Origin of the sequence: Nitrospirillum bahiense, assembly GCF_007828025.1 — a bacterium.
GTDB lineage: Bacteria > Pseudomonadota > Alphaproteobacteria > Azospirillales > Azospirillaceae > Nitrospirillum > Nitrospirillum amazonense.
In genome coordinates, this window is the sequence record NZ_VITO01000008.1 from 269538 (window position 1) to 294398 (window position 24861).

16 protein-coding genes are annotated in these 24861 nt (G+C 68.5%); 10 read left to right on the forward strand and 6 right to left on the reverse strand.

Going from position 1 to position 24861, the window contains the following annotated elements; all coding sequences use genetic code 11:
* Positions 1-46 precede the first annotated feature (46 nt).
* Together FBZ88_RS14185 and FBZ88_RS14190 are read right to left on the reverse strand one after the other, a co-directional pair.
* The gene (locus FBZ88_RS14185) at positions 47-1306 is read right to left on the reverse strand and encodes a sensor histidine kinase (RefSeq protein ID WP_246138663.1); all 1260 of its coding nucleotides are present in this window, start codon (positions 1304-1306) and stop codon (positions 47-49) included.
* 167 nt (positions 1307-1473) lie between these two features.
* The gene (locus FBZ88_RS14190) at positions 1474-1977 is read right to left on the reverse strand and encodes an Lrp/AsnC family transcriptional regulator (protein WP_145617666.1); all 504 of its coding nucleotides are present in this window, start codon (positions 1975-1977) and stop codon (positions 1474-1476) included.
* A 129-nt stretch (positions 1978-2106) separates the two neighbouring features.
* Here FBZ88_RS14190 and FBZ88_RS14195 point away from each other — a divergent pair, with 129 nt between their 5' ends.
* The gene (locus FBZ88_RS14195; RefSeq protein ID WP_145617667.1) at positions 2107-2370 is read left to right on the forward strand and encodes a DUF6356 family protein; all 264 of its coding nucleotides are present in this window, start codon (positions 2107-2109) and stop codon (positions 2368-2370) included.
* Here the strand turns inward: FBZ88_RS14195 and FBZ88_RS14200 are convergent.
* The 4 genes from FBZ88_RS14200 to sodC all read right to left on the reverse strand — a co-directional run bounded on the left by FBZ88_RS14200 (position 2349) and on the right by sodC (position 8549).
* The gene (locus FBZ88_RS14200; protein ID WP_145617668.1) at positions 2349-3878 is read right to left on the reverse strand and encodes a response regulator; all 1530 of its coding nucleotides are present in this window, start codon (positions 3876-3878) and stop codon (positions 2349-2351) included. The two genes, FBZ88_RS14195 and FBZ88_RS14200, sit on opposite strands and share 22 nt — an antisense overlap.
* The gene (locus FBZ88_RS14205; RefSeq protein WP_145617669.1) at positions 3875-6220 is read right to left on the reverse strand and encodes a sensor histidine kinase; all 2346 of its coding nucleotides are present in this window, start codon (positions 6218-6220) and stop codon (positions 3875-3877) included. Before FBZ88_RS14205 ends, FBZ88_RS14200 begins: the two co-directional genes overlap by 4 nt.
* Positions 6221-6485: 265 nt before the next feature.
* Positions 6486-7724: an aspartyl/asparaginyl beta-hydroxylase domain-containing protein gene (locus tag FBZ88_RS14210; RefSeq protein WP_145617671.1), complete on the reverse strand. Its 1239-nt coding sequence runs from the start codon at positions 7722-7724 to the stop codon at positions 6486-6488.
* Positions 7725-7997: 273 nt separating this feature from the next.
* Positions 7998-8549, reverse strand: a complete 552-nt coding sequence (gene sodC / locus FBZ88_RS14215; protein WP_186464402.1) for a superoxide dismutase family protein — start codon at positions 8547-8549, stop codon at positions 7998-8000.
* Positions 8550-8759: 210 nt separating this feature from the next.
* Here sodC and FBZ88_RS14220 point away from each other — a divergent pair, with 210 nt between their 5' ends.
* The 9 genes from FBZ88_RS14220 (at position 8760) to FBZ88_RS14260 (ending at position 24584) form a co-directional block, all read left to right on the forward strand.
* Positions 8760-9485 (forward strand): response regulator transcription factor, encoded by a 726-nt coding sequence (locus tag FBZ88_RS14220; protein ID WP_145617672.1) that lies wholly within the window; start codon positions 8760-8762, stop codon positions 9483-9485.
* Complete coding sequence (locus tag FBZ88_RS14225; protein WP_145617674.1) at positions 9482-10792, forward strand: sensor histidine kinase; 1311 nt, start codon at positions 9482-9484, stop codon at positions 10790-10792. The genes FBZ88_RS14220 and FBZ88_RS14225 overlap by 4 nt, the downstream gene beginning before the upstream one ends.
* A 67-nt stretch (positions 10793-10859) precedes the next feature.
* A complete protein-coding gene (locus tag FBZ88_RS14230) occupies positions 10860-11558 on the forward strand; it encodes an ABC transporter ATP-binding protein (RefSeq protein WP_211102662.1) in 699 nt (232 codons plus the stop codon).
* Positions 11555-13930, forward strand: coding sequence for an ABC transporter permease (locus FBZ88_RS14235; protein ID WP_145617677.1), 2376 nt, complete (start codon positions 11555-11557; stop codon positions 13928-13930). Before FBZ88_RS14230 ends, FBZ88_RS14235 begins: the two co-directional genes overlap by 4 nt.
* A gap of 525 nt (positions 13931-14455) precedes the next feature.
* Positions 14456-17290: a TonB-dependent receptor gene (locus tag FBZ88_RS14240; protein WP_145617679.1), complete on the forward strand. Its 2835-nt coding sequence runs from the start codon at positions 14456-14458 to the stop codon at positions 17288-17290.
* A 167-nt stretch (positions 17291-17457) separates the two neighbouring features.
* Positions 17458-19005 (forward strand): tryptophan halogenase family protein, encoded by a 1548-nt coding sequence (locus tag FBZ88_RS14245; RefSeq protein WP_145617681.1) that lies wholly within the window; start codon positions 17458-17460, stop codon positions 19003-19005.
* Positions 19002-20840, forward strand: coding sequence for an alpha-amylase family glycosyl hydrolase (locus FBZ88_RS14250; protein WP_211102663.1), 1839 nt, complete (start codon positions 19002-19004; stop codon positions 20838-20840). The genes FBZ88_RS14245 and FBZ88_RS14250 overlap by 4 nt, the downstream gene beginning before the upstream one ends.
* Positions 20837-22471: an alpha-glucosidase family protein gene (locus tag FBZ88_RS14255; protein ID WP_145617684.1), complete on the forward strand. Its 1635-nt coding sequence runs from the start codon at positions 20837-20839 to the stop codon at positions 22469-22471. The genes FBZ88_RS14250 and FBZ88_RS14255 overlap by 4 nt, the downstream gene beginning before the upstream one ends.
* Positions 22472-22511: 40 nt before the next feature.
* The gene (locus tag FBZ88_RS14260; protein ID WP_145617687.1) at positions 22512-24584 is read left to right on the forward strand and encodes a glycoside hydrolase family 97 protein; all 2073 of its coding nucleotides are present in this window, start codon (positions 22512-22514) and stop codon (positions 24582-24584) included.
* Positions 24585-24861 lie beyond the last annotated feature (277 nt).

Sequence of the window (24861 nt, forward strand, 5' to 3'; positions counted from 1 at the left end):
AGATCCGATTTTTCAATAAATTAGAGGTGGCACGCGCGGTCAGCCTTCAGGCCGCCTGCACCTTGCGCGCCCGAGGCACGGTGATGGAGATGTAGAACTGGGTGCCGGCCTTGTCGAAGGCCATCTCCGCCCCGATCTGGCGGCACAGCGCCTGGACCACGGTCATACCGATACCGGCCAGGCGGGCGGCCCCCATGTCCGTGGGCAACTGACCGCTGGGGTCGTCGATGATGCAGGACAGCCGGTTGTCCATCACCGCCAGGGTCAGCTGCACGGGGCTGTACAGCTCGTCCGAGCGGCGCAAGGTAGGGGTCAGCATCTCATTCAGGATCAGCGCCAGCGCGACCCCCGTCTCCACCGGCAGCAGCACGGGCGTGCTGGTCACCTGCACCCGGTCCAGGGCACCGTATTCCGCCGCCACCTCACGGCAGAAGGCGGGCAGCAGGGCGCCGAACTCCACCTCGTCCACCGTTTCGGCCTGCAGCATGCGCTTGTGGACCTCATTGATCGCCAGCACCCGGGTGCGGGCCTCCGCCAGGGCGCGTTCGGCCTGCGGGTCCTTGGTGTCATGCGTCTGCAACTGCAGCAGGGTGCCGATCATGGACAGGCCGTTGCCCACGCGGTGGTTGATCTCGCGCAGCAGCCGGCCCTTTTCGTCCAGCATGTCCTGCAACTGCTGGCGCATGCGGCTTTCGCGGTCCGCCTCCGTCATGGCGCCGCTGGACAGGCGCCAGACCAGGCCACCGGCCACCAGGCAGATGACGACGCTGCCGGCCACGAACAGCAGGCGCAGGGTGTTGACCCGGCCTTGCCGCTGCACCAGCAGCGCCTGCTCGGTGCCGTCGATGATGGCCACCTGCTCCCGCACCTCGGCCATCAGGGACTCGCCCCGTTCCAGGGTTATGGTGTCCAGGGGCGATCCGGCGGGGGCCTGCATCAGCACCTGCAGCGCATCCAGCCGCGCATTGGCCAGGGCCGTCAGGGTGGACGCCCGCCGTACCTGGTCCGGGTTGTCGCTCAACAGGGTGGTCAGCGCCAGCAACTGGTTGGTGGTGTCGTCGCGATAGCCCTGGAAATGGTCGCGCGCCTCCGGCGCGTGGACCAGCAGGTACAGGCGCTGGGCTGACTCCGCCGACAGGATGTGGCTCAGCACCAGGGTCGCCGTGGTGCGGACCTGATGGCTGTGGTTCACCCACCTCTCGCTGCTCACCACCTCCGCGAAGATGGATTGCATGATCAACAGCAAGGCGACGATGCCACCCAGGGCCGCCAGCCCCGCCAGTCGCACCCGCTGTCGCAGCAGCATGTCCACGGCTTACGCCCTCATCAAACCCGGCTGCCCCACGAAACCGCGACGCGCCAATCGCCCATAAAAAAAACCCTCCGCGTTTCGCAACGCGGATGGGGCAAACCAGATGGGGAACATGACGCAGTTTTCCCCCGCTGGCGATCTTGCCTTTGGCGTATGCCCCTTTAGGGCCGCGGCAAGGGATCCGGCAGGGGGCCGGGCAGGGGGCCAGGAAGGGGGATCGCCGTGGTGGATTTGATCCGTTCCATGGCGAAGCTGGAACTGACGTCGGTCAGCTTGGTCACCTTGATCAGGCGCTTGTATACCCGGTCGTAATGAGGAATGTCAGCCACCAGCACCTTCAGCAGGTAATCGACGTCGCCGCTCATGCGGTAGAATTCCACGATTTCGGGAATGTCCGCCACGCCCCGGGCGAACGTCTCCAGCCAATCCTCGTCATGCTGGTTGGTCCGAATGGCGACGAACACGGTGATGCCGCAGCCTAGCAGGTCGGCATCCAGCAGGGCGACGCGGCGGCGGATGATGCCCGCCTCCTCCAGCTGCTTAACCCGGCGCCAGCAGGCGTTCGTCGACAGGGCCACCGCGTCGGCCAACTGGGCGATCGATTGCGAGGCGTCCTCCTGCAGCAGTTGCAGAAGCCGGATGTCGGTTTTATCAAGATGTTCCATGGAACTGTCACTTCGTGGGATAAAATCACCCTATTGCGTCGTCATGGTGGGACAGTTTGGGATTTTTCTCAAGGCCGTCCGGGTTATGCTGATAGCAGCAGCACCAAATGACAGGGGAAGGCACGGACCATGTTGGGCAAGCTGTTTATCGATCACCCGCGGGCGGTCCAGGAAAGCTATGGCGAGCATGCCGTCGTGGCGGCGTCCTTCGGCGGCCGCATGGTGCTGGCAGGCCTGGCCTGTCTGGTGCATGCCGTCGTGCCGGGCCTCTTCGTGCGCACCGGCAGCCGCACCATCACCGCCCTTTATGACGAGATGGTGGTGAACCGCAACCGCAAGGCCGCCCCGCCGGAAGGCACCGTGGGCGCCGGCTACCGCTCGATATCAGGGTAACGCGTCCGGCTTTCCATCAGCGCCGGCGCCAACGCCAGGATGGCGTCCACCACGGCCGGGTCGAAATGGCGGCCCCGCTCCTTGGCCATATGCTCCAGGATGCGTTCCAGGGGCCAGGGCGTCTTGTAGGGCCGGTGGCTGCCCAGGGCGTCGAACACGTCGGCGGCGGCGACGATGCGGGCCAGCGGGTCGATCTCATCGCCGCGCAGGCCCCGGGGATAGCCCGTCCCGTCCCATTTCTCATGATGCTGTAGGGAGATGACGGCGCCGGCGCGCAGGATGTCCTGACGTGCGTCCTTCAGCATGCGCCAGCCGATGTCGGCGTGCGTCTGCATCACCTTCCACTCCTCCGCATCCAGTCCGCCGCGCTTGTTCAGGATGTGGTCGGGGATGCCGATCTTGCCGATATCGTGCAGGGGGGCCGCATAGCGTACCCGCGACACCATGGTCTCATCATAGCCCAGATAGGCGGCGATCATGCCCGCCGCCTCCGACACCCGCTTCAAATGGTTGCCGGTTTCCTGGTTGCGCGTCTCCACCGCCTCGCCCAGGCGGAAGACGATCTCGCGCTGCGTCTCCTCGATTTCCTCTTTCAGGCGCAGGTTGTCGAAGGCCACGGCCAGGTTGCGCACGAACAGGGCCAGCAGGTCCCGGCCCAGGGGCGTGGCGGCGGCGACACCATTCAGATACAGCAGGCGGCGCCCACCGCCACCGGTGGGCAGCCACTCGCTCCAGCGGTCGTGTTCCCGCAGGTTGCCGTCCAGCGCCAGCGCGGCCTGCACGTCTGGGGGCAGGGGGCTGTCCTCCACCCAGTCCGCGAACCGGCCGCAGGCGGCAAGGGCGCGGGCCGGGCCGTCGGGCCGGTCCTGCTCCAGCACCAGCCCGTTCAGCTCCACGCCGCCCGTCAGGCCGGCCAGCTGCTCCAGGCAGGTGCGGGCCAGGCGATCGGCGGCGGTCAGGTGGAAGATGCGGGGCAAGGCGTCGATCAGCCGGCGCAGGCCTTGGCGGCTCTGCTCCACCGCCGCGATGTCACGGTAGCCGCGCAGGCAGGAATACATCAGGGTGAACAGCTGCCGCTCCGTCAGTTCCCCCTTCTCACGATAGTTGTCGATGTCGTAGCGGGCGATGATGTCGGCCTTGGGCGCCGAGCCAGGCTGGCCGGTGTTCAGCACGATGCGCACCTGGCGGTTGCCCAGCCGCTCCCGCACCGCCTTGGCCGCGTCGAGGCCGGCGCTGTCGCTTTCCATCACCACGTCCAGCAGCAGCACGGCGATGTCCGGATGTTCCGCCATGCGCTGCAGGGTCTCCGCCCCGGAATAGGCGTGCAGGAAGGCCAGCGGCCGACCGTCCATGCGAAACCCCTCCAGCGCCAGCTCGGTGACGGCATGGATGGCCGCGTCATCGTCGGCAATCAGCACTTTCCAGGGCGCCATGGGGGACGCCACGGGGGACGCCGGCGGAACCGGATCGACGGGCGGCCGGGCGAACAAGTCGTCGAAGGTCATCATGGCGATGTCCGGGTAAGGGCTTCAGGCGCGGTCTCCGCCGAACTGGCGGAAGGCAGGACCAGGGGCATTTCGATGCGGACGGTGGTGCCGGCGCCTGGGGCGCTGTCCACGGTGATGCGGCCGTTGAGGCCGCTGGTGACCAGGGTATGGGCGATGGACAGACCCAGTCCGCTGCCGCCCTGGCCCCGCTTGGTGGTGTAGAAGGGTTCGAAACAGCGGTGGCGCACCTCCGGGGTCATGCCGATGCCGTCGTCGCGTACCTCCATCACGGCGCGGGTACCGGATCGGCTCAGGGTGACGCGCACGGTGCCGCCCTCCTGGTCGGGAAAGGCGTGCATGACGGCGTTCAGCACCAGATTGCTGACCACCTGCCACAGCTGGGCCGGCACGGCCCGCACAATGATCTCGCCGTCCCCCTCGATGACCAAGGTATGTCGGCCGCGCCGCAGCTCCGGCCGCAGGTTCACCAGCGCATCCTCCAGGTACCGCTTCAGCCGCACCTCATGCGCGGCGTCGCCGTGCTGGTCGATGGCCACCTGCTTGAAGCTGCGCACCAGCCGGGTGGCGCGATCCAGGTTCTCCTGGATCAGCGACGTGAGGGTGGTCGCACGCTTCAGGTAGTCGTCCAGCATCTCCTTGGTCATGGCGCGCTCGGCGAAGGCATCGGCCAGCAGGCGGGTGCGCTCCGCCAGGGTGCTGGCGGCGGTGACACCCACGCCGATGGGGGTGTTCACCTCATGCGCCACACCGGCCACCAAGCCACCCAACGCGGCCATTTTCTCGCTTTCCACCAGCTGGCCCTGGGCACTCTCCAGCTGTGCCAGGGCGGACACCGCGCGCTCCTTGGCGGCGGCCAGCGCCAGCTCGCCGCGCTTGCGGGCGGTGATGTCGGTGGCCAGGCCCACGATCATGTCGCCGCCGGGGACCAGCCGGAAGCGGGCCTCATACCAGCGCTGGCCACCGGGCAGGGGCGCGTCGAAGCTATACTGCCCGCCACCTTCCGCCAGGCGGGCCAGCAGGGTGGGCATGGTCAGCAGGCGCATGCCGGTTGGGTAGAGGCCGGCCAGGTGGGTGTTGACCTCGGCCAGGGTGGCGCCGGGCCGGGTCAGATGCTCCGGCAGATCCAGCACGGCCGCCAGACGGGTGTTGGCCGCCTTCACCCGGCCCTCCCGGTCCAGCAGGCACAAGCCTTCCGTCATGTTGTCGAAGGTCAGCCGCAACTCGCCCACCGCCTTGTGCAGGCGCTGCTCCAGCAGGATGGCCGGGGCCAGCAGCCGGCGCGACGCGGCGCCATAAGCCAGCCAGATGCCGGCCAGCAGCAGCACGGTGCTGCCCAGGGGCCATAGGCTGCCGCTGAGCAAGGCCGACAGGAAATCGCCCCAGGGCACGCGTACCACCAGCGACCAGCCGAGGTTGGTCAGGGGCAGGGCAGCCGTCAGCCAGACGCCGTCACGCACCGGCTGGCCCGCGCCGGCCAACGCCTTCCGCATCTCGGCCAAGGGCAGGCTGGGGCGGTCGCCGGTCTTCGGGTCCGGCAGCATGGCTTCCGCCGGGGCGCCACCGCGCGACACGATGGTGCCTTTGGTGTCGACGATCAGCAGTTCGTTGCCGGGAAGATCCGGCAGCGGCCCGATCGCCCGCCACAGTCCCTCCAGTGACAGGCTGACGGTCACGGCCAGGAAGTCGGGCCGGTCGCTGGACCGGGTGAGATAGGCGGCGGTGACGCCCCGGCCCGCCACCAGGCTGCGATAGGGCGGGCTCATCATGCCTTGACCGGTCTTCAACGCGCGTTGCGCCAGGCCCCGGACGCTCGCGATCAAACGTTCGCCGGTCATGTCGTCGCGCAGGCCCCGGGGCATGTCGGGATAGGTCAACGCCCAGTCCGGCCCGACCACGGTGACCGAACTGATGGGCGTGCCGCTGGCCAGCAGGCTGATGCTCTGCAGCAGGGACAGAAGGCAGGCGGTGGGACCGGCGGGCGGGCGCTGGTCAGGCGCCGCCAGGATCAGGTGGGCGTTCAGCGCGGTGGGATCGGGGGCCAAGCGTTCGTCACAGCGCACGGCGTCGTTGGCGGGCAGGCCTTGGATGCTGCCGGGTTCCGCCCGCGTCCCCGACAGGCGCGCGGCCACGCCGTCACCGATGGTGCGCGCCTGCTCCAGCGCCGGGGTGAGGGTCAGGGCCCGGGCCAGCAGCTGGCGCTGCAGGTCGGCAACCAGCGCGTCGGCGTCGTGGTGCAGCTGCGCCCCCGCCACCGCCAGCACGGCCAGGGTCAGCAGCACGGTGGCACCCAGCAGGCCCCGGCGGCCGAATTGGCCCAGGCGCGGAATGCCGCCGCCCTCCAAGGCGCGGCCCTCCAAAGCGCGAGATTGATCAGGCGCTCCGTCCTGCCGCACCGTGGTCAGCGCCGGGGTTGGGCTCGGGGTTGGGGTATGGGAGGAATAGAAGGTCATAAGGGTCCGCGTGCCACCTGCCCCGGTCCGAAAAGGGGGGGAAGGGGGACGCGCTCCGGACGCGCCCGCTGGGACCGGTCACCGCCCGGTCATATGGACCGATGCGCGGCCGTGCTCACTGTATGCTTTGGCATAGCTTGGCCAAGCCGACGCCAGCCTAAAGGCCGCTTTCCTGACCGGTCAGGGCGGGACCGTCACCATTGAATCGATCAATGCCGGTCATGACCCGGGTGATCATCTCGCGCTCGGCCGCGCTCAGGTGCGGGTGCCAGATGTCGAACAGCAGGATGACGCGGGTCTGGTCACTGTCGTTCCATGCCTCATGCTCGATGGTGTCGTCGAACACCCAGGCCTCGCCCACCTTCCACTCCCGCACCTCGTTGCCGACCCGGAAGCCGCAGCCGGGCGGGACCACCAGGGGCAGATGGACCACCAGCCGGGTGTTGGATACGCCGGTGTGGGCGGGAATGCGGGTGCGCGGCTTCAGGATCGAAAACATGGCGGCGGGTGACTTGCCCGGAACCTGCGGCTGGGGCATGGCGTCCAGCAGGGCGGCGGTCTTGGGGCAGCGGGCGCGATTCTCCGCGTGCGGCCGGCCATAATGCATGAAGTGGAAGGCGCTCCACCGCGGGGAATGGTTCAACTCCGCCCACTGGTCCAGGGGCAGGCCTTCGGGATAGGCGATGTAGGGCACGAACCGCTGGGGATCATCCCCGTCCCGCAGGACACCCGCCAGTTCCGCGCGCACGGCATCGGTCCCGGCCTCCAGCTCCGCCAGCCAGGGGAATTCCTCGCGGTCGAAAAATTCGATGGCCGGCAGGCCCGGGTAGAAGAACTGCGCCGGCTGCTGGTGATAGGGTTTGGTGCGCCCCAGCGCCATGTCGACGAAGCGGGCCATGCGCCGCGCCTCCCCGCCGGCGCAACGGCGCAGATCGCCGTCGATCTCCCCTTTCAGGAAGCCGTCGAGGTCGGCGAGGTACTCCGCATGGCGTTCGCGCGCGCGGGCCACGGCCCGGGCGGTGGCGGCATCCAGCACCGCGTCCGGTGGCGCCAACTGCAAGGCGGTGCCGTAGGCCGCCCCCGCCTGGCGCGGCTGATCCATGCTGTCCAGCAGCGAGGCGCGCATCAGCAGGGCCATGAAGTTCCGGGCGTCCAGCGCCAGCGCCCGGTCCAGTGCCGACAAGGCGACCTGGGGCTGGCCCAGCGCGCGGTGAGCGCCCGCCAGGTTCAGCCACAGCGGCACCTGGCCGGGAAGGAAGGACAGCGCTTCTTCCAGCAGGGCCACAGCCCGCGCCGGCTGGCCCGCCGCCATGGCCCGGACCGCCGCCGCGTTCAGGCCGCGCGCCTGATCCTCCGCCTCCGGTCGGCTGCCGCCGGTCCCCGCCTCGTCACCCATAACGCCCCCGCGTTTTCCAGGTGGTGCCGATCTATCGGGGACATGGCCAGCCTCGCGGCCCGATTCTCCCCCCGCCAGCACCCCCCAGTTTCATTATAGGCCCGGCCGCACCCGGCCTGCCTTTATGCCTACTACTATAGGCGGGGCGGAAGAGGCCCCACAAGGGGGCGTGTCAGGATTTGTTACACAGCTTAAAATTTAGGCGAACTGCAAAAAATTAAGCCCCAGCGGACGGTTCCGCTGGGGCTTTGCTCCTCTGTGGCAGGGTGGATCTTACTTCTCGCCCACAACGCCACAGGCGATGCGGCCGCCGCCGCCGCCAAGCGGTTCCGGCGTGTCGGAGAAGTTGTCGCCGCCGGCATGGATCACGAAGGCATGACCGGCCAGGTCGGACAGTGTCAGGTGCGGCACCGTCAACGGCTCGGGCGCGCTGCTGCCATCGGCCGTGACCGTCAGCGGCGGCAGGTCGCCCTTGTGGCCATCGGCCGTGGGGCCCAGGTGCTTGCCGGTGCCGGCGGGGTCGAAGTGGCCGCCGGCGCCCAGCCCGGCGCCGGGCTTGCCGTCCTTTTCCCCCGGCTGGCATGAGGCGTTGGCGTGCAGGTGGAAGCCATGCACCCCCGGTGGCAAGCCGGTCAGCTTGGGCGTCAGCACCAGGCCGCCGCTGCCCTCGGTGGCGGTGATGGTGCCGATGGCGGCCCCCACGCCGGTGGCGGTGATCAGGTGGACGGTGGTGATGACCGGGGTGCCGGCGGCCAGGGCCGGGGCGGTGGTGGCGACCGCCATCGCGGCCGACAGCAGGGCGGCGCGCAGAATGGACTTCGTCATGCTTTCCCTCCAGATGGGCCCGGCGTTTCCGGGCGGACCGGGCGCGGGCTTTTGGGCAGGCAGGTTTGGTTAACGCGCTGAATGATAGGGGAGAAGGCGGGGCCCCACCAGCGGGCAGGCTGCTTAGGCCGTAAGATTGCGACTATGTCGCGGGGCCGGCGTTTCACGCTATCGTCGGGCGCGCATATATCCCTGTTAAAGGCCGCCTCCATGTTCCCGCCCCCGCCCGACGATGGTCTGAAACGCCAGGGCCGCATCCTGCTGGTGGAAGATGATGACCGGCTGGCGCCCCTGGTGGTGCGCCATTTGGCCGACAGCGGTTTCCAGGTCGATTGGGCGGCGGACGCGGCGGCGGCGGACGCGCATTTGCGGGCGCATCCCGTCGACCTGGCGGTGCTGGACATTATGCTGCCGGGGGAGGATGGCTTGTCCCTCTGCCGTCGTATCCGCCGGGACCACGACATCGGCATCATCATGGTCACCGCCCGGGGGCAAGAGGCCGACCGGATTCGCGGGTTGGACCTGGGCGCCGACGACTACCTGCCCAAGCCCTATAGCCTGTGGGAGCTGGAGGCGCGGGCCAAGGCGGTGCTGCGCCGCTGCGTCCGCGCGGGCCCGATGGCGGCCCCGCCCGCCATCCAACACGCCGGTCCCTTCCGCATCGACGCCGGCAGCCGCGCTGCCAGCCTGCATGGCCAGGCCCTGGATTTGACGCGCACCGAATTCGACCTGCTGGCCCGCCTGGCGGGGGAGCCTGGGCGGGTGTTCAGCCGCGACATGCTGCTGGAATGCGTGCGGGGCGGGGAGACGGATGCCTTCGATCGCGCCGTCGACACCCACATCAGCAACCTGCGCCGCAAGATCGGTGACGACCCCAAGACCCCCACCTTCATCCGCACGGTTTGGGGCGTGGGCTACCGGTTCCACCTGTCATGAGAGGGCCGGGCCTGTTCCGCCTGATGTTCTGGCGGGCGCTGCTGCTGGTTGCTGTCTGCCTGGGCATCCTGGTGACGCTGTCCTTCCACTTCCAGGCGCGCTTCCTCTATGGCGATTGGCAGCGCGACCTGCAGGACGAGGCCCGCTGGCAGGCGAGCCGCTGGCCTGTGGACCAAGACCCGGCGGCCGTCGTCCAAGCCTGGCGGGCGGCGCACGGCCGCGTGCGCCTGACCGTGTTGGCGGCGGACGGCAGCGTCGCTGCGGACAGCCGCCCCGACAAGCCACCCTTGGATCTCCGGCTGATCGGCGCGGGGCACCAGGATCTGGAGGTCCTGGTGGGGGCCGCCCCGCTGCCCGGAGGGGATACCTTGGTCCTGAGCCGCGCCGGCCAGCCGGCGATACCCTTTCATGTGGAGTTCGTGCCCGTCGTGCTGGCCTTTGTTGGACTGGCCGCCCTGCTGGTCTGGCCGCCGGTGCGCGACCTGACGGCAGCCTTCCGCCGCCTATCCACGCTGGCCGCCCGCGTGGCCGGCGGGCACTTCGGGGAAACGTTGGCCCCGCCGCGCCAGCGCGAACTGGCGGGTCTGGTCAAATCCTTCAACGACATGTCGCAGGCCTTGCGTGATGCCGAGACGCGGCAGCGCCGGCTGCTGGCCGACGTGTCGCATGAACTGCGTTCCCCCTTGGGCCGGCTGCGGGCACTGGGGGAAACCATCGCCCGCCGGCCGGAACAGGCGAACCCGCACCTGGCGCAGATGGATGCGGAAATCGCGCTGATGGATCGCCTGATCGGCGACATCCTGGAGGCGGCACGGGTGGAGGAGGGGGCCGCTCCATTGGAGCGGCAGGCCGTGCCGTTGGCCGACTGGGGGCGCGACGCCTTCGCCCGGCTTTCATCCCGTATCGGGGGCGCCGGCATCGGGGTATTGGCGAGCGTGGACGCGGACGCCACCGTCCACATCGACGCCGAACGCCTGTTCCAGGCCTTGGGCAACCTGGTGGACAATGCGGTGGCCGCCACCCAGGGCCGGCCGGACGCTTGCATCACCCTCAGCCTGCGGGCTGACGGCGCGGGCTGGGGGGTGACCGTCGCCGACAACGGCCGAGGCATCCCGGCGGCCGACCTGCCCCACGTCTTCGACCGCTTCTTCCGTGTCGACCGCCACCGGGGCCGTCGCACCGGCGGCGCCGGCTTGGGGCTCGGCATCGCCCGCAGCCTGGTAGTGGCGCAGGGCGGCCGGCTGACCTTGGACAGCACGGTGGACGTGGGCACCACCGCCACCATGGCTTTCCCCACACTTTCTTGACAATCACGGCAAAGGCGCCCGACACGACCCCGCCAAGCTGCCCTCTTCAACGACAGAGGGGGTGCAGGTGTCGCCTGTCATTCAATTGCTGGCCGCCGGGCGGACGTTCCGCCAGGGGCCTGACGAATATGCCGCCCTGCGGCCCGCCACCGTCACCATCGATCGGGGGCAGTATGTGGCGGTGACGGGGGCGTCGGGGTCCGGCAAGTCCACGCTGCTGAACCTCATCACCGGGGTGGACCGGGCCAGCCAGGGCTCCGTCCGCGTCAACGGCACGGCGCTGGAAACGTTGGGGGAAGGGGCGCTGGCCCGCTTCCGGGGGGCCAGCATCGGCATCGTCTTCCAGTTCTTTGAACTGATCCCCACCCTGACCGCGCTGGACAATGTCGTGCTGGCCATGGATTTGGTGGGCACGGTGCCGGTCAGGGCGCGCCGGACGCGGGCCCTGTCCCTACTGGGCGACATGGGCCTGGCCAACCAGGCCTTCCGTCCACCCGGCCGCCTGTCGGGTGGCGAGCAGCAGCGTGTGGCCATCGCCCGCGCCCTGGCCAACGACCCGCCCATCCTGGTCGCGGACGAACCCACCGGCAACCTGGACCGAGCCAATGGCGAGCGGGTGACCACCCTGTTCGACCGCTGCGTGGCCGATGGGCGCACGGTCATCGTCGCCACCCACGAACGCGGCGGGCTGGACCGCTATCACCGCGTGCTGCGGGTCGAGGATGGCCAGGTGACGGAAAGCGGGATGGCGGAGGGCGCGCCATGACCGCCGTGCGTCTCAAGAAGGTGGCGCGCGACTTCGGCGTGCGCTGGGGCCGTACCCTGATGGCTTTCGCCGGGCTGACCATAGGCCTGTTCGTCGCCGGCGCGGTGGTGGCCGCCTGCTCCCTGCTGCGCACGGACCTGGACGCCGGCTACCGCCGCACCAACCCGCCCAACCTGGTGCTGCGCACCGATGCGGTGCCGCCGGAAGCCTTGCGCCGGCTGGCGGCCCTGCCCGGCGTGGCGGCGGTGGAGGAACGCCCCCTGGTGATGGCGCGGGTGCAAACCAGGCCGGGCCGGTGGTGGCCCCTGGAACTGGCGGTGGTGGACGACTTCCGCGACCTGCGCGTGGCCACGTTCGCTCCCGACGCCGGCCTGCCCAAGGAGGCTTGGCCGCCCCCCACCGGCGGCCTGTTGCTGGAACGCGACGGGCGCTATTTCATGGAGGGCGGGCCGGGGGCGGCCCTGCCGCTGCGCTTCGCCAACGGCGGAACCGCCGGCGGGACCTTCAGCGGCTACGTCTTCGATCCCGGCCAGCATCCCTCGCGCATGGAAAGGGTGCTCTACGGCTATGTCACCCGCGCCACCCTGGCCGCCTGGGGCCAGGCCTTGGACGGCACCCGCCTGCTGCTGACCACGCGCGCGTCCAGCGGCCCGGAAAGCGCAGGCGCGCTGGTCGCGGCGGTGAATTCCACGCTGGCGGCGGCGGGCGTGACCGTGCGGCGCATGGACATCCAGGATGTGCCGGTCTACGGCCACCAGAACCAGTTGGACGCGCTGTTGGTGCTGATGGCCGGCCTGGCCCTGACCACCCTGGTCATGGGCACGGTCCTGGTGGTCAACCTCATCGACGGGATGATGACGCGGGAACGGCGGGTGGTGGGGGTGATGCGGGCCCTCGGGGCCCGGCCAGGGCAGGTACTGCGTGATTATCTGCTGGCCGCGGGCGCCTTGGGCCTGGCGGCGGCCCTGGCCAGTCTCTGGCCCGCCTTGGCCATGGGCACGGTCATGGCCCGTTTCCTGGCCGCTGGCAATAATTTCGACCTGGTGACGCCCCGGCCGCCCCTCTGGGTGGCGGCTATCATCCTGGTCTTCGGTGCCGTCACCCCCCTGGCGGTGGCCGCTTGGCGGGTGGGGCGGACGGTGTGCTTGCCTGTGCGTCAGGCCCTGATGCGGGCCGATGGTCAGGGCGGCGGCGTGGGCGTGGGGATGCTGGGCCGCGCCGTGTTCCTGCCCCTGCTGCCCCGCCTGGCGCTGGGGGCCGTGCTAAGGCGGCCTCGCCCGGCCCTGCTCAGCGCCCTGGTGCTGGCCATCGGCCTGGCCTTTTTCCTGACGGCCCTGAACGTCCGCGCCTCCATGCAGGGCACGGCGGCGGCCGTGGCGCGAACCAAGCCCTATGACGTGCAATTGGCGCTGCGCCAGCCTTATCCGGTGGACCGCCTGCGACCCCTGCTGGCCGGCCGATCAGGGGTGCGCATCGCAGAGTACTGGCGGACGGCGGCGGTCATACCGCTGACCACCGACGGTGCGCGCCTGGGCAACACCATCCCCGCGGTGGCGCCGCCAGCGGACACCCGCCTGTTGCGGCCCGACCTGCTGGCCGGGCGATGGCTGGATGGGACGCAGCCCCACGGTGTCGTCGTGACGCAGACGCTGCTGGCTGACATGCCGGCCATACATCTGGGAGGCAGCTATCAACTGCGCGCCGGGGACCGGGCCGCTCCGGTCACCGTCATCGGCGTGGTGCGGGAATTCGGGCCCGGTCGCATCTACGCCCCGGCGGCGGTGATGGACGCCTTGCGTCCGTCCCCGGCGGACGCCGACCTGGTGTACCTGGCTTTGGCCCCGGGCACGGATCAGCGCCAGGCCGCCCAGGAATTGCAGGACGATCTGACCGCCGCCGGCATCCAGGTAGGGGAGGCGGAAACGGCGGGGATGCTGAAGGCCATCATCGACGGTCATCTGGACTTCATCACCCTCATCCTCATGACGATCTCCGCCCTGGCCTTGGCTACCGGTGTACTGGGCCTGGCGGCCTGCATCGGCGTCAGCGTGGCGGAACGGACGCGTGAGATCGGGGTGATGAAGGCCATGGGCGGCGGCGGCGGCACCCTGGTGCGCCTGTTCATCTATGAGGCGGTGGTGATCGCTGTCCTGGGCTGGGGCGTCGCCTCGGCATTGGCGCCGCTCATCAGCCGCCCGGTGGTCGCCCGTTTCGGCCAGAGCATCATCCGCTACCCCTTCGATTACCAGGCCTGCGTCTGGGGTGGCGCCACCGGCCTGGGGGTCGCCCTCGTGGTGGCGGTACTGGCGGCCTTGGCCCCCGCGCTGACGGCGGCGCGCGCCGCCGTGGCCACCGCTCTGCGGGTGGAATGAGCCCGCCCGTTTGATTGCTGTTTTGTAAGCGCCATGCCGGATCCGCAAGGGTCCGGCCTTCCTCATTGTGCGCCTGCACACATGATTATTTGGCTGAGCAAAGCAGAATTGGTTAACAGCCACCCTCCTGTCTGAATACGTATGTGACTGTTACTGGATCGTTGCACATACGTATGCGGACTATGTTACAAAAATCCGCCCCACACTATGATCGTCACAAATTCGGGAGGATACGGGGCCAGGGTGCCCAAGCACCCAAATCCAGGTTGATGCGCGTTCAGGTGGAAACGAGACGGCCAGGCGCCCTGAAACGCTTGGTACAGTCGTACCTGAACCATCTCTGATCCATACCGTGACATTCATGACGTCGTGCAAGGTGCCCCATCGACCCGGGGCGGCCACAGCCTTCGTTCACGCCGGGGCGACCCGGCGGGGTATCCGTCCGCAGGGGCGGACGCTTTGAAGAACAGCAGCAACTGGGCCGGGTAACGGCCCGCTTAAGGCAAGACTTAAGGGGAGGGTGCCATGAGGAACACGAAGATCAGTTTGGCCGCCAGGCTCGCCCTGGGTGTCAGCGCCGCCGTGCTGATGATGCACGGGTCCGCCCTGGCGCAGAGCGCGCCGGCCGATGCCGCCGCCGCCAACGACGACATGCAGGAAATCGTCGTCAGCGGCTTCCGCCACTCGCTGGAAACGGCGATTGAGGCGAAGCGCGATGCCAGCCAGATCGTGGAAGCGATCTCGGCCGAGGATATCGGCAAGCTGCCGGACAACTCCATCGCGGAATCGCTGGCCCGCCTGCCCGGCCTGGCCGCCCAGCGTGTCGACGGCCGCGCCCAGGTGATCAGCCTGCGCGGTCTGGGCCCGGACTTCACCCTGACCACCCTGAACGGGCGCGAGCAGGTGTCGACCGGCAACAACCGCAGCGTCGAATACGACCTGTACCCCTCGGAAATCATCAGCAGCGCCGTGGTCTACAAGACCCCGCAGGCCGGCTTTACCGCCCAGGGTCTGGCCGGCACCGTGGACCTGCAGACCGTGCGCCCGTTGGACTACGGCAAGCAGGTGCTGTCCGCCTCCGCCCGGTATGAGCAAACCTCCATCGGCAAGCTCAACTCGGACAGCGAGGACAAGGGCTACCGCGCCAGCGCCACCTACATCGACCAGTTCGCCCATGACACCGTGGGCGTGTCGCTGTCCATCGCCCACTTGAACTCGCCGACGCAACAGGAAACCTCACGCGTCTGGGGTTATCCGCAGCTGTCCAACGGCAGCTACGTCATCGGCGGTGACGAGGTGCGCGCCAACTCCGAGGAATTCAACCGCACCGGCATCATGAGCACGGTGCAGTACAAGCCCACCGACAACTTCACCACGTCGCTGGACTTCTTCTACACCCACTACCAGGACTACCAGTGGCAGCGCGGCATCGAGATGCCGCTGCAGTGGGGCAACGGCTCGGCCATCGGCGCGCAGCCGCCCGTGGCGCTGCTGCCCGGCTACACCACCGTCGGTAACATGATCACCAGCGGCGCGTTCAGCGGCGTGAAGGGCGTCGGCCGCAGCGACGTGGGCACCACCCAGTCCGACCTGTACTCCATCGGCTGGAACGGCCGGTACACCAAGGGCGACTGGACCGGCACCCTGGATGCCGGCTACAGCCTGGCCGATCGCACAACCACCCGCTTCGAATCCTACTTCGGTACCGGTTCCAGCGGGTCGTCGGGCGCCACCGACACCATCGGCTTCACCAATGTCGGCACCAATGAGGCCGGGTACCAGTACACCCACAACCTGAATTACGCCGATCCCAACCTGATCAAGCTGACCGATCCCAACAACTGGAACGGTGGTACCACCCCCTATGCCCAGAACGGCTACCTCAACAAGCCGCGGGTGCATGACGACCTGTACTCGCTGAAGGGCGACCTGAAGAAGGACTTCCACGAAGTCGCCTTCCTCAAGGACATCGACATCGGCGTGAACTACACCGAGCGCAACAAGGAATACTACCAGCCGGAATGGTACGTCACCCTGACGTCCAACCTGACCGCGCCGGTTGACCCGCTGACCGGGGTGAGGGGCGCCAGCGCCGCCATTCCGGCCTGGGCCATGGTGGGCACCGCCGACCTCAGCTGGATCGGCCTGGGCAACACCGTCGCCTACAACCCGGTGGAGCTGCTGTCCCGCGGCGTCTACAGCCTGGTGCCCTGCGGCCAGTATCGTGCCAACTGCACCGGCGACAGCCACTACACCGTGGATGAAAAGGTCACGACCGCCTTCGTCAAGGCTGATGTCGACGGCAATCTCGGCAGCGTGAAGGTCACCGGCAACGTCGGCCTGCAGCTGGTCCATACCGACCAGTCGTCCACGGGCATCGCCGTCAGCACCGCCAACTCCGCCGCCGGCGTCTACGCCCCCCGCACCCAGGGCATCGCCTACAATGACCTGCTGCCCAGCCTGAACCTGTCCTTCGTGCTGCCCAACCCGGACCACCAGATCCGTCTGGGCGCCGCCCGCGAGATGATGCGGGCCCGCATGGACCAGATGCAGGCCAACCTGTCCTACAGCTTCGACAGCTCCAAGGCCGGCTACACCGGCGCCAACCTGAACAACAGCCCATGGAGCGGCAACGGCGGCAACCCGTACCTGAAGCCCTGGTACGCCGACGCGGTCGACCTGTCCTACGAATACTATTTCAACAAGGCCGGTTACCTGTCGCTGGCGGCGTTCTACAAGCACCTGGAAAACAACATCTACAACAAGAGCACGGTGACCGATTTCACCGGGGTCAACAGCAATTCCACCGCCGGCTCCAGCACCAACCTGGGCTTCGTCACCGTGCCCGTGAACGGCACCGGCGGCATGATCGAGGGTGTGGAAGCGGCCTTCGCCGTGCCGCTGGACATGGTGTGGTCCAAGCTGAACGGTTTCGGCATCAACGGCGCCGCGGGCTGGACGCAGACCGACCTGCAGGCCGGCGCGCAGGGCATCGGTTCCGGCAACAGCAGCCTGCCGGTGGCGGGCTACTCCAAGTGGACCGAGCAGGGCACGCTGTACTACGAAAACAGCGGCTTCGGCGCCCGCGTCTCCGTTACCCATCGCTCCGGCTACCTGTCGGAACAGACGGGCTTCGGCCAGGGCCGCGAGTTCGACCTGGCGGTGCCGGAAACCTTGGTCGACGCCCAAGTCAGCTACGACTTCGGCGAAGGCGCGCTCAAGGGCCTCTCCATCGTCCTGCAGGCCCAGAACCTGACCGACGAGCCGGTCATCACCTACTACAACGGCGATACCACGCAGAATTGGCGGTACGAAAAGTACGGCGTTCGTTATCTGCTCGGCGCTTCCTACAAGTACTGAGCCGATAGGGTGGGGTCTCCCGCCGGCATCCCGGCCGGCGGGCGCCTCTCGCCTTTCTCCCCGAGCCCTCGTGAGGCGGGCCCAGACCCAAGTGAACCCGGGCCCGCCTCACCCTTTTCCCCGCTCCGGCGGGGACGTACCGGCAACAGCGACCTGGAAGACAGGCCATGACGTTCGCCCCCCTCCGCGACATCGTCATCGTCGGCGGCGGCACCGCCGGATGGATGACGGCGGCCCTGTTCAGCCACATCCTCGGCCCCGGCGACCACCGCATCCACCTGGTGGAATCCGAAGAGATCGGAACCGTGGGTGTGGGCGAGGCGACCATCCCCCCCATCGCGATCTTCAACCGCGCCTTGGGCCTGGACGAAAACGATTTCCTGCGCCAGACCCAGGGCACCGTCAAGCTGGCCATCGAATTCGTGGACTGGCTGCGGCCGGGACACCGTTACCTGCACAGCTTCGGCGCTTTCAGCCGGTCGCTGGGGCTGGGCCATTTCCAGGATTTCTGGCTGCGCGCCCACCGCCTGGGCCTGACGGATGATTGGGAGCCCTATATTCTCAACAGCGTGGCGGCCCGGCGCGGGCGCTTCATCCGGCCCGACCCGCGCCGGCAAAGCCCGCTTGAGCCGCTGGCCCACGCCTTCCACATCGATGCCGGGCTTTACGCCCGCTATCTGCGGCGGTTCGCGGAACAGCGAGGCGTGCGCCGGACGGAGGGCAAGATCGTCCGCACCGTGCTGCGCGCCCATGACGGCTTCGTCGACGCGGTGGAGATGGCGGACGGCACCCGCGTCGCCGGGGACCTGTTCATCGACTGCTCCGGCTTTCGCGGCCTGTTGATTGAGCAGGCGCTGAACACCGGGTTCGAGGACTGGACGCACTGGCTGCCCTGTGACCGGGCCTGGGCCGTGCCCAGCGCGCATGACAGGTCGGCCGCCGCCCTGACGCCCTACACCCGCTCCACCGCGCGGCCCGCCGGCTGGCAGTGGCGCATCCCGCTGCAGCACCGTACCGGCAACGGCTACGTCTATTCCAGCCGCCATGTCAGCGATGACGAGGCGGCCGCCACGCTGATGGCCAACCTGGACGGCGAAGCCTTGGCCGAGCCGCGGCAACTGCGTTTCACCGCCGGCCGGCGCCGACGTTTCTGGAACCGCAACGTCGTGGCCGTGGGCCTGGCCGGCGGGTTCATGGAGCCCCTGGAATCCACTAGCATCCACCTGGTCCAGTCCGCGATTTCCCGCCTGATCACGCTGCTGCCCAACCATTCCTTGGCGAACGGGGGGTTCGATCCCGCTGTGGCGGATGAGTTCAACCGCGCGTCGGCCATCGAGTATGAGCGCATTCGCGACTTCATCATCCTGCACTACGCGGCCACGGAACGCGCCGACAGCCCCTTCTGGCGGGAGTGCCGGGACCGGCCGGTGCCGGAGGAACTGGCCCGCCGCATGCGCGTCTTCCGGGCGCTGGGCCGCGTCGCTCGCGACCACGACGAACTGTTCAGCGAGGTGAGCTGGCTGCACGTCTTCCTGGGGCAGGGGGTTTGGCCGCGTGATTACCATCCCCTGGCCGACCAGTTGTCGGAGGAGGATCTGCGCCGTTTCCTGGACGACATCAAGGCGGCGGTGGCGCGGGAGGTGGACGCCATGCCCACGCATGCCGACTTCATCGCCCGCCACTGCAAGGCCGACAGCCCGACGAGGACCGCATGACGCCCTTCAGCCGCCGCCTGGCGCTGCTTGCCACGACCATGATCATCGCCGCCGGGACCCTGCTGCCGGCGGGCGTCTCCCCGGCGCGGGCTGCCGACTATCGCGACCGCCTGGCGGAGGATGAGGTGGTCTATTTCCTGCTGCCCGATCGCTTCGACAACGCCGACACCGCCAACGACACGGGTGGCCTGGGTGGCGACCGGTCGGTCACCGGCTATGACCCGACCGACAGCGGCTATTATCACGGCGGCGATCTCAAAGGCCTGATCCGGCGCCTGGACTACATCCAGGGCTTGGGCGCCACAGCCCTGTGGGTTGGCCCGGTGTTCAGGAACAAGGCGGTGCAGGGGGCGTCCGGCCGCCAGTCCGCCGGCTATCACGGTTACTGGATCACCGACTTCACCCACGTCGATCCGCACTTTGGCACCGACGACGACTTCAAGGCCCTGGTGGATGCGGCGCACGCGCGTGGCATGAAGGTCTACCTGGACATCGTCATCAACCACACGGCCGATGTCATCCAATACAAGGAATGTGTGGGCAAGCCGTGTCCCTACCGCTCCAAAGCCGACTATCCCTACACCCGCAAGGGCGGCCCGGCCGGTCCGGCCATCAATGCCGGCTTCCAGGGCGACGAGGTCCGGACGGAAGAGAACTTCGCGCGGCTGACGGACCCCGCCTACGCCTACACCCCTTTCGTGCCCGAGGCGGAACGGCATGTTAAGGCGCCGGAGTGGCTGAACGACCCCCGCTACTACCACAACCGCGGTGACTCGACCTTCAAGGGCGAAAGCTCCCTCTACGGCGACTTCGGCGGCCTGGATGACGTGATGACGGAGCATCCGGCCGTAGTGCGGGGCTTCATCGACATCTACGGCGCCTGGATCGACCGCTACGGCATCGACGGCTACCGCATCGATACCACCCGCCACGTGAACCCGGAATTCTGGCAGGCTTTCGTGCCCGCCATGCTGGAACGCGCCAGGGCCAAGGGCATTCCCCATTTCCATATCTTTGGCGAGGTGGCGGACACCGACGGCCGGGTGGCCATCCTGGCCCGCCATACCCGGGTGGACAAGCTGCCGGCCGTGCTGGATTTCGCCTTCCGCCGCGCCGTCGTCGACACGGTGGCCGGCACCAAGGGCACCGACAGGCTGGCCCTGATGCTGGACGGCGACGCCCTGTATGAGGGCGGTGAGGACGCGGCGCGCCAGCTGCCCACCTTCGTCAGCAACCATGACCACGGCCGCTTTGCCTACTTCGCCCGCAAGGCCTTCCCTCAGGCTGGGGAGGACGAGATCCTGAAGCGCGTCATCCTGGCCAACGCCCTGATGTTCACCCAGCGCGGCGTTCCCGTCGTCTATTCGGGAGATGAGCAGGGCTTCAGTGGCGGGGAGGATCGCGCCGGCCGCGAGGACATGTTCGGCAGCCGGGTCGCGTCCTACAACGCGGAACGCCTGGTGGGCACGACGGCCACCACCGCCACGCCCAGCTTCAACCCCGACCATCCCCTCTATAAGGCCCTGGCCGAGATGGCGCGCTTGCGCGAGGCGGAGCCGGCGCTGCGCCACGGCCGCAGCGTCCTACGCTACGCCGGTGAAAAGCCGGGTTTGTTCGCCGTCTCGCGTATCGATCCCGCCACGGGGCGGGAGGTGCTGGTGGCCGTCAACACCGGGACCCAACCGGTGAGCGCCCAGGTTGAGGTCGGCAGCCAGTGGACCACTTTCACCGCCCTGCACGGCTCCTGTGGCCGTGCCCCTACCGCCCCTGGCAGCTATGCTGTCCAGCTGGCCCCGCTTGATTACGTTGTCTGCGCATCTGGAGAGGCTTCATGACCATGGAACACCCCACCCATACCGGACCGGGCGGCGCCCGACCCTGGTGGCGCGGGGCGGCGATCTACCAGATCTATCCGCGCAGTTTCGCCGACGCCAACAATGACGGCGTGGGCGACCTGCCCGGCATCACCCGGCATCTGGACCATGTCGCCAGCCTGGGCGTTGACGCCATCTGGTTGTCGCCCTTCTTCACCTCCCCCATGCGCGACTTCGGCTATGACGTGTCCGATTTCCGCGATGTCGACCCGCTGTTCGGCACCCTGGCCGATTTTGACGCCCTGGTGGCCCGCGCGCATGAGCTGAACCTCAAGGTCATCATCGACCAGGTCTATTCCCACACCTCCGACCAGCACGCCTGGTTCCAGGAAAGCCGCCAGGACCGCACCAACCCCAAGGCCGACTGGTACGTATGGGCCGATGCCAAGCCCGACGGCAGCCCGCCCTGCAACTGGCAGTCCGTCTTCGGCGGCCCGGCCTGGACCTGGGACGCGCGGCGGCGGCAGTACTACCTGCACAACTTCCTGACCGAACAGCCGGACCTGAACGTGCACAATCCGGTGGTGCAGGACGCCCTGCTGGACGTGGCGCGCTTCTGGCTGGACCGGGGGGTGGACGGCTTCCGCCTGGATGCCATCAACTTCTCCATGCACGACCCGGCCTTCACCGATAACCCGGTGAACCCGGATACGCACGCCGTGCGCACGCGGCCTTTCGATTTCCAGCTGCATTCCAAGAACATGTCCCACCCGGACATCCCGAAATTCCTGGAACGCATCCGCGGCGTGCTGGACAGCTACGGCGGCGACCGCTTCACGGTGGCGGAAGTGGGCGGCCCCGACGCGGACCGCGAGATGAAGGCCTTCACCGCCGGCAACGCGCGGCTGAACAGCGCCTACGACTTCAGCTTCCTCTACGCCGACACCCTGACCCCGGCCCTGGTGCGCAAGGCGCTGGAGCTGTGGCCGGATGAGCCCGGCTTGGGCTGGCCCAGCTGGGCCTTTTCCAACCACGACGCGCCGCGCTGCGTTTCCCGCTGGGCGAAGCCGCAGGACCGCGCGGCCTTCGCCCGCATGGCGGCGCTGCTGCTGGTCACCCTGCGCGGCAACATCTTCTTCTACCAGGGGGAAGAGCTGGCGCTGACCCAGGTGTCCATCCCGTTCGAGCAGCTGCAGGACCCCGAGGCCATCGCCAACTGGCCCCTGACCCTGGGCCGCGACGGCGCCCGCACGCCGATGCCGTGGACGTCCGGTGCGCCCAACGCGGGCTTCAGCACGGTCCAGCCCTGGCTGCCCGTCGGTGCCGACCATGACGCCATGGCGGTGGACCGCCAGCAGGCCGACCCCCATTCACACCTGGCGCTGACCCGCCGGGTGCTGGGGCTGCGCAAGGCCCATGAGGCGCTGGCCGTGGGCGGGATGCGCTTTGTCGAGGCCGGCCAGCACGTGCTGGCCTTCGAACGCAGCCACGGCGACGAGACCCTGCTGTGCCTGTTCAACTTCGGGCCCGGGGCGTGGACGACGCCTGAGGGCGCCAACTGGCCGGTGGTGGACAGCGTGGGTGAACCCCAGTCCGGCACCCAGGGCTGGACCTTGCCGCCCTTCGGCGGGCTGGTGCTGTCGCGGCCGTAAGGCTCTGATCCAAAAAGAATAAAATGGGAGGGCGGTGGTGATGGTTTCCCTGACAAGGCGCCTGGGGGCGCTGGTGGTTTTGGCGGTGGTCCTTGTGGCGTTGCCGGCCTTGGCGGAAACACCGGCCAAGATCGTGGCCACCATCGCCTCCCCCGCCGGCACTCTTGCCGTGCGGGTGGAGCTGGATGGGGAGGGGCGCCCCGCCTATGCCGTCACCCGCCGTGGGGCGGAGGTCATCGCCCCCTCCCGCCTGGGTTTCCTGTTCACCGATGTGCCGAAGATGGAACGGGGCTTCACCCTGGCCGGCCAGTCCACCCGCACGGTGGATGAAACCTGGGAACAGCCCTGGGGCGAATGGCGCACCATCGCCAATCATTTCAACGAACTGCGGGTGCGGCTGAAGGAAAAGGCGGGTGCCGCGCGCGAGCTGGACGTGGTGTTCCGCGTCTATGACGATGGCGTCGGCTTCCGCTATGAATTCCCCGACCAGCCGCAGCTGAAGGCCGTGCGCATCGCGGACGAACTGACCGAGTTCGCCGTCGCCGGCCCCGGGGCCGCTTCCGCTGAGGCCTGGTGGATTCCGGGCGGCGAGTGGAACCGCTATGAATACCTGTACCAGCACACACGCCTGGACGCGGTCGCCCAGGCGCACACGCCCCTGACCATCCGCCTGGCCGACGGCACCCACATCGCGGTGCACGAGGCGGCCCTGGTGGATTATTCGTCCATGTGGCTGCGGCGGGTGGAGGGCACCCGCCTGAAGGCCGTGCTGTCGCCGGGGGCGCAAGGGCCCAAGGTGGTGCGCGCCGCACCCTTCACTACGCCCTGGCGCACCCTGATCTTCGCCGACAGCGCGGGCGGCCTCTACCAGTCCCACCTGGAATTGAACCTGAACGAGCCCAACAAACTGGGCGACGTCAGCTGGTTCACGCCGCAAAAGTTCGTGGGCGTGTGGTGGGAGATGCATCTGGACCACAGCACCTGGTCCACAGGCCGCAAGCACGGGGCGACCACCGCCAATGTCCGCCGCTATATCGACTTCGCCGCCGCCAATGGCATCCCCGGCGTGCTGGTGGAGGGCTGGAACGTGGGCTGGGACGGCCAGTGGTTCGGCAACGGCAACGATTTCGATTTCAAGAAGCCGACGCCGGACCTGGATCTGCCCGGGGTCGCCGCCTATGCCAAGTCCAAGGGGGTCCGCATCATCGGCCATCATGAGACGGGCGGCGGCGTCAGCCATTACGAGAGCCAGCTGGGCGCCGCGCTGGACTACGCCCAGGGCCTGGGCATCGGTGTCATCAAGACCGGTTACGTCGCCGACGCAGGCCAGATGGAACGGGTGGACCCGGATGGCACCGCCCTGCGCGAATGGCACGACGGCCAGTGGATGGCCCGCCATCACCTGCTGGTGGTGACGGAGGCGGCCAAGCGCCATATCGCCATCGACAGCCATGAGCCCATCAAGGATACGGGCCTGCGCCGCACCTATCCCAACTGGGTGGCGCGGGAAGGGGCGCGGGGCATGGAATACAACGCCTGGGGCGAGCCCAAGAATCCGCCCAACCACGAGGCGACGCTCGCCTTCACGCGCATGCTGTCCGGGCCGATGGATTTCACGCCGGGCGTGGTCAGCCTGCGTGGCAAGGGCGACACGCCCATCGCCTCGACGCTGGCCAAGCAGCTGGCGCTGTACGTCGTGCTGTACAGCCCGGTGCAGATGCTGGCCGACCTGCCGGAAAACTATCTGAAGTATCCGGACGCCCTGGCCTTCATCAAGGCGGTGCCGGTCGACTGGTCCGACACCCGCGTGCTGAATGGTGAGGTCGGGCAATACGCCACGTTTGCCCGCAAGGATCGCAACAGCGACGACTGGTACCTGGGCAGCGTGGGCGACGACCAGCCGCGCACCCTGACGGTCACCCTGGACTTCCTGGACCCCGCTCGCGACTACACCGCCCACATCTACCGCGACGGCCCGAACGCCGACTGGCACACCGACGGCCACCCCATGACGGTGGAGACCCGCACCGTGCACCAGGGCGACACGCTGACCCTGCCCCTGGCGCGCGGCGGCGGGGCGGCCGTGCAGCTGGTGGCAGGCAAGGGGCATTGATCACGATGACCCTGACCCGCCGCACGGCCCTGGGCGGCTTGACCCTAGCCACCCTGCCGGGGCGCCTGGTGGATATGGGCGAAATGGCTTCCGCTCATGCCAAGGCGCGCCGCGTCACGGTCTGGTTGCCGACGGGCTCTACGGTCCCTACCAGGACAGGGTGAACGCCCAGATGCGGGCGCAGGGCCATCGCGAGGACGTGGATTTCATGACCCTCTTCTACCCCCGCGCCGACCACAACGAGGCCTCATAGTGGACGCGGCTGGCCGTGCCGCTG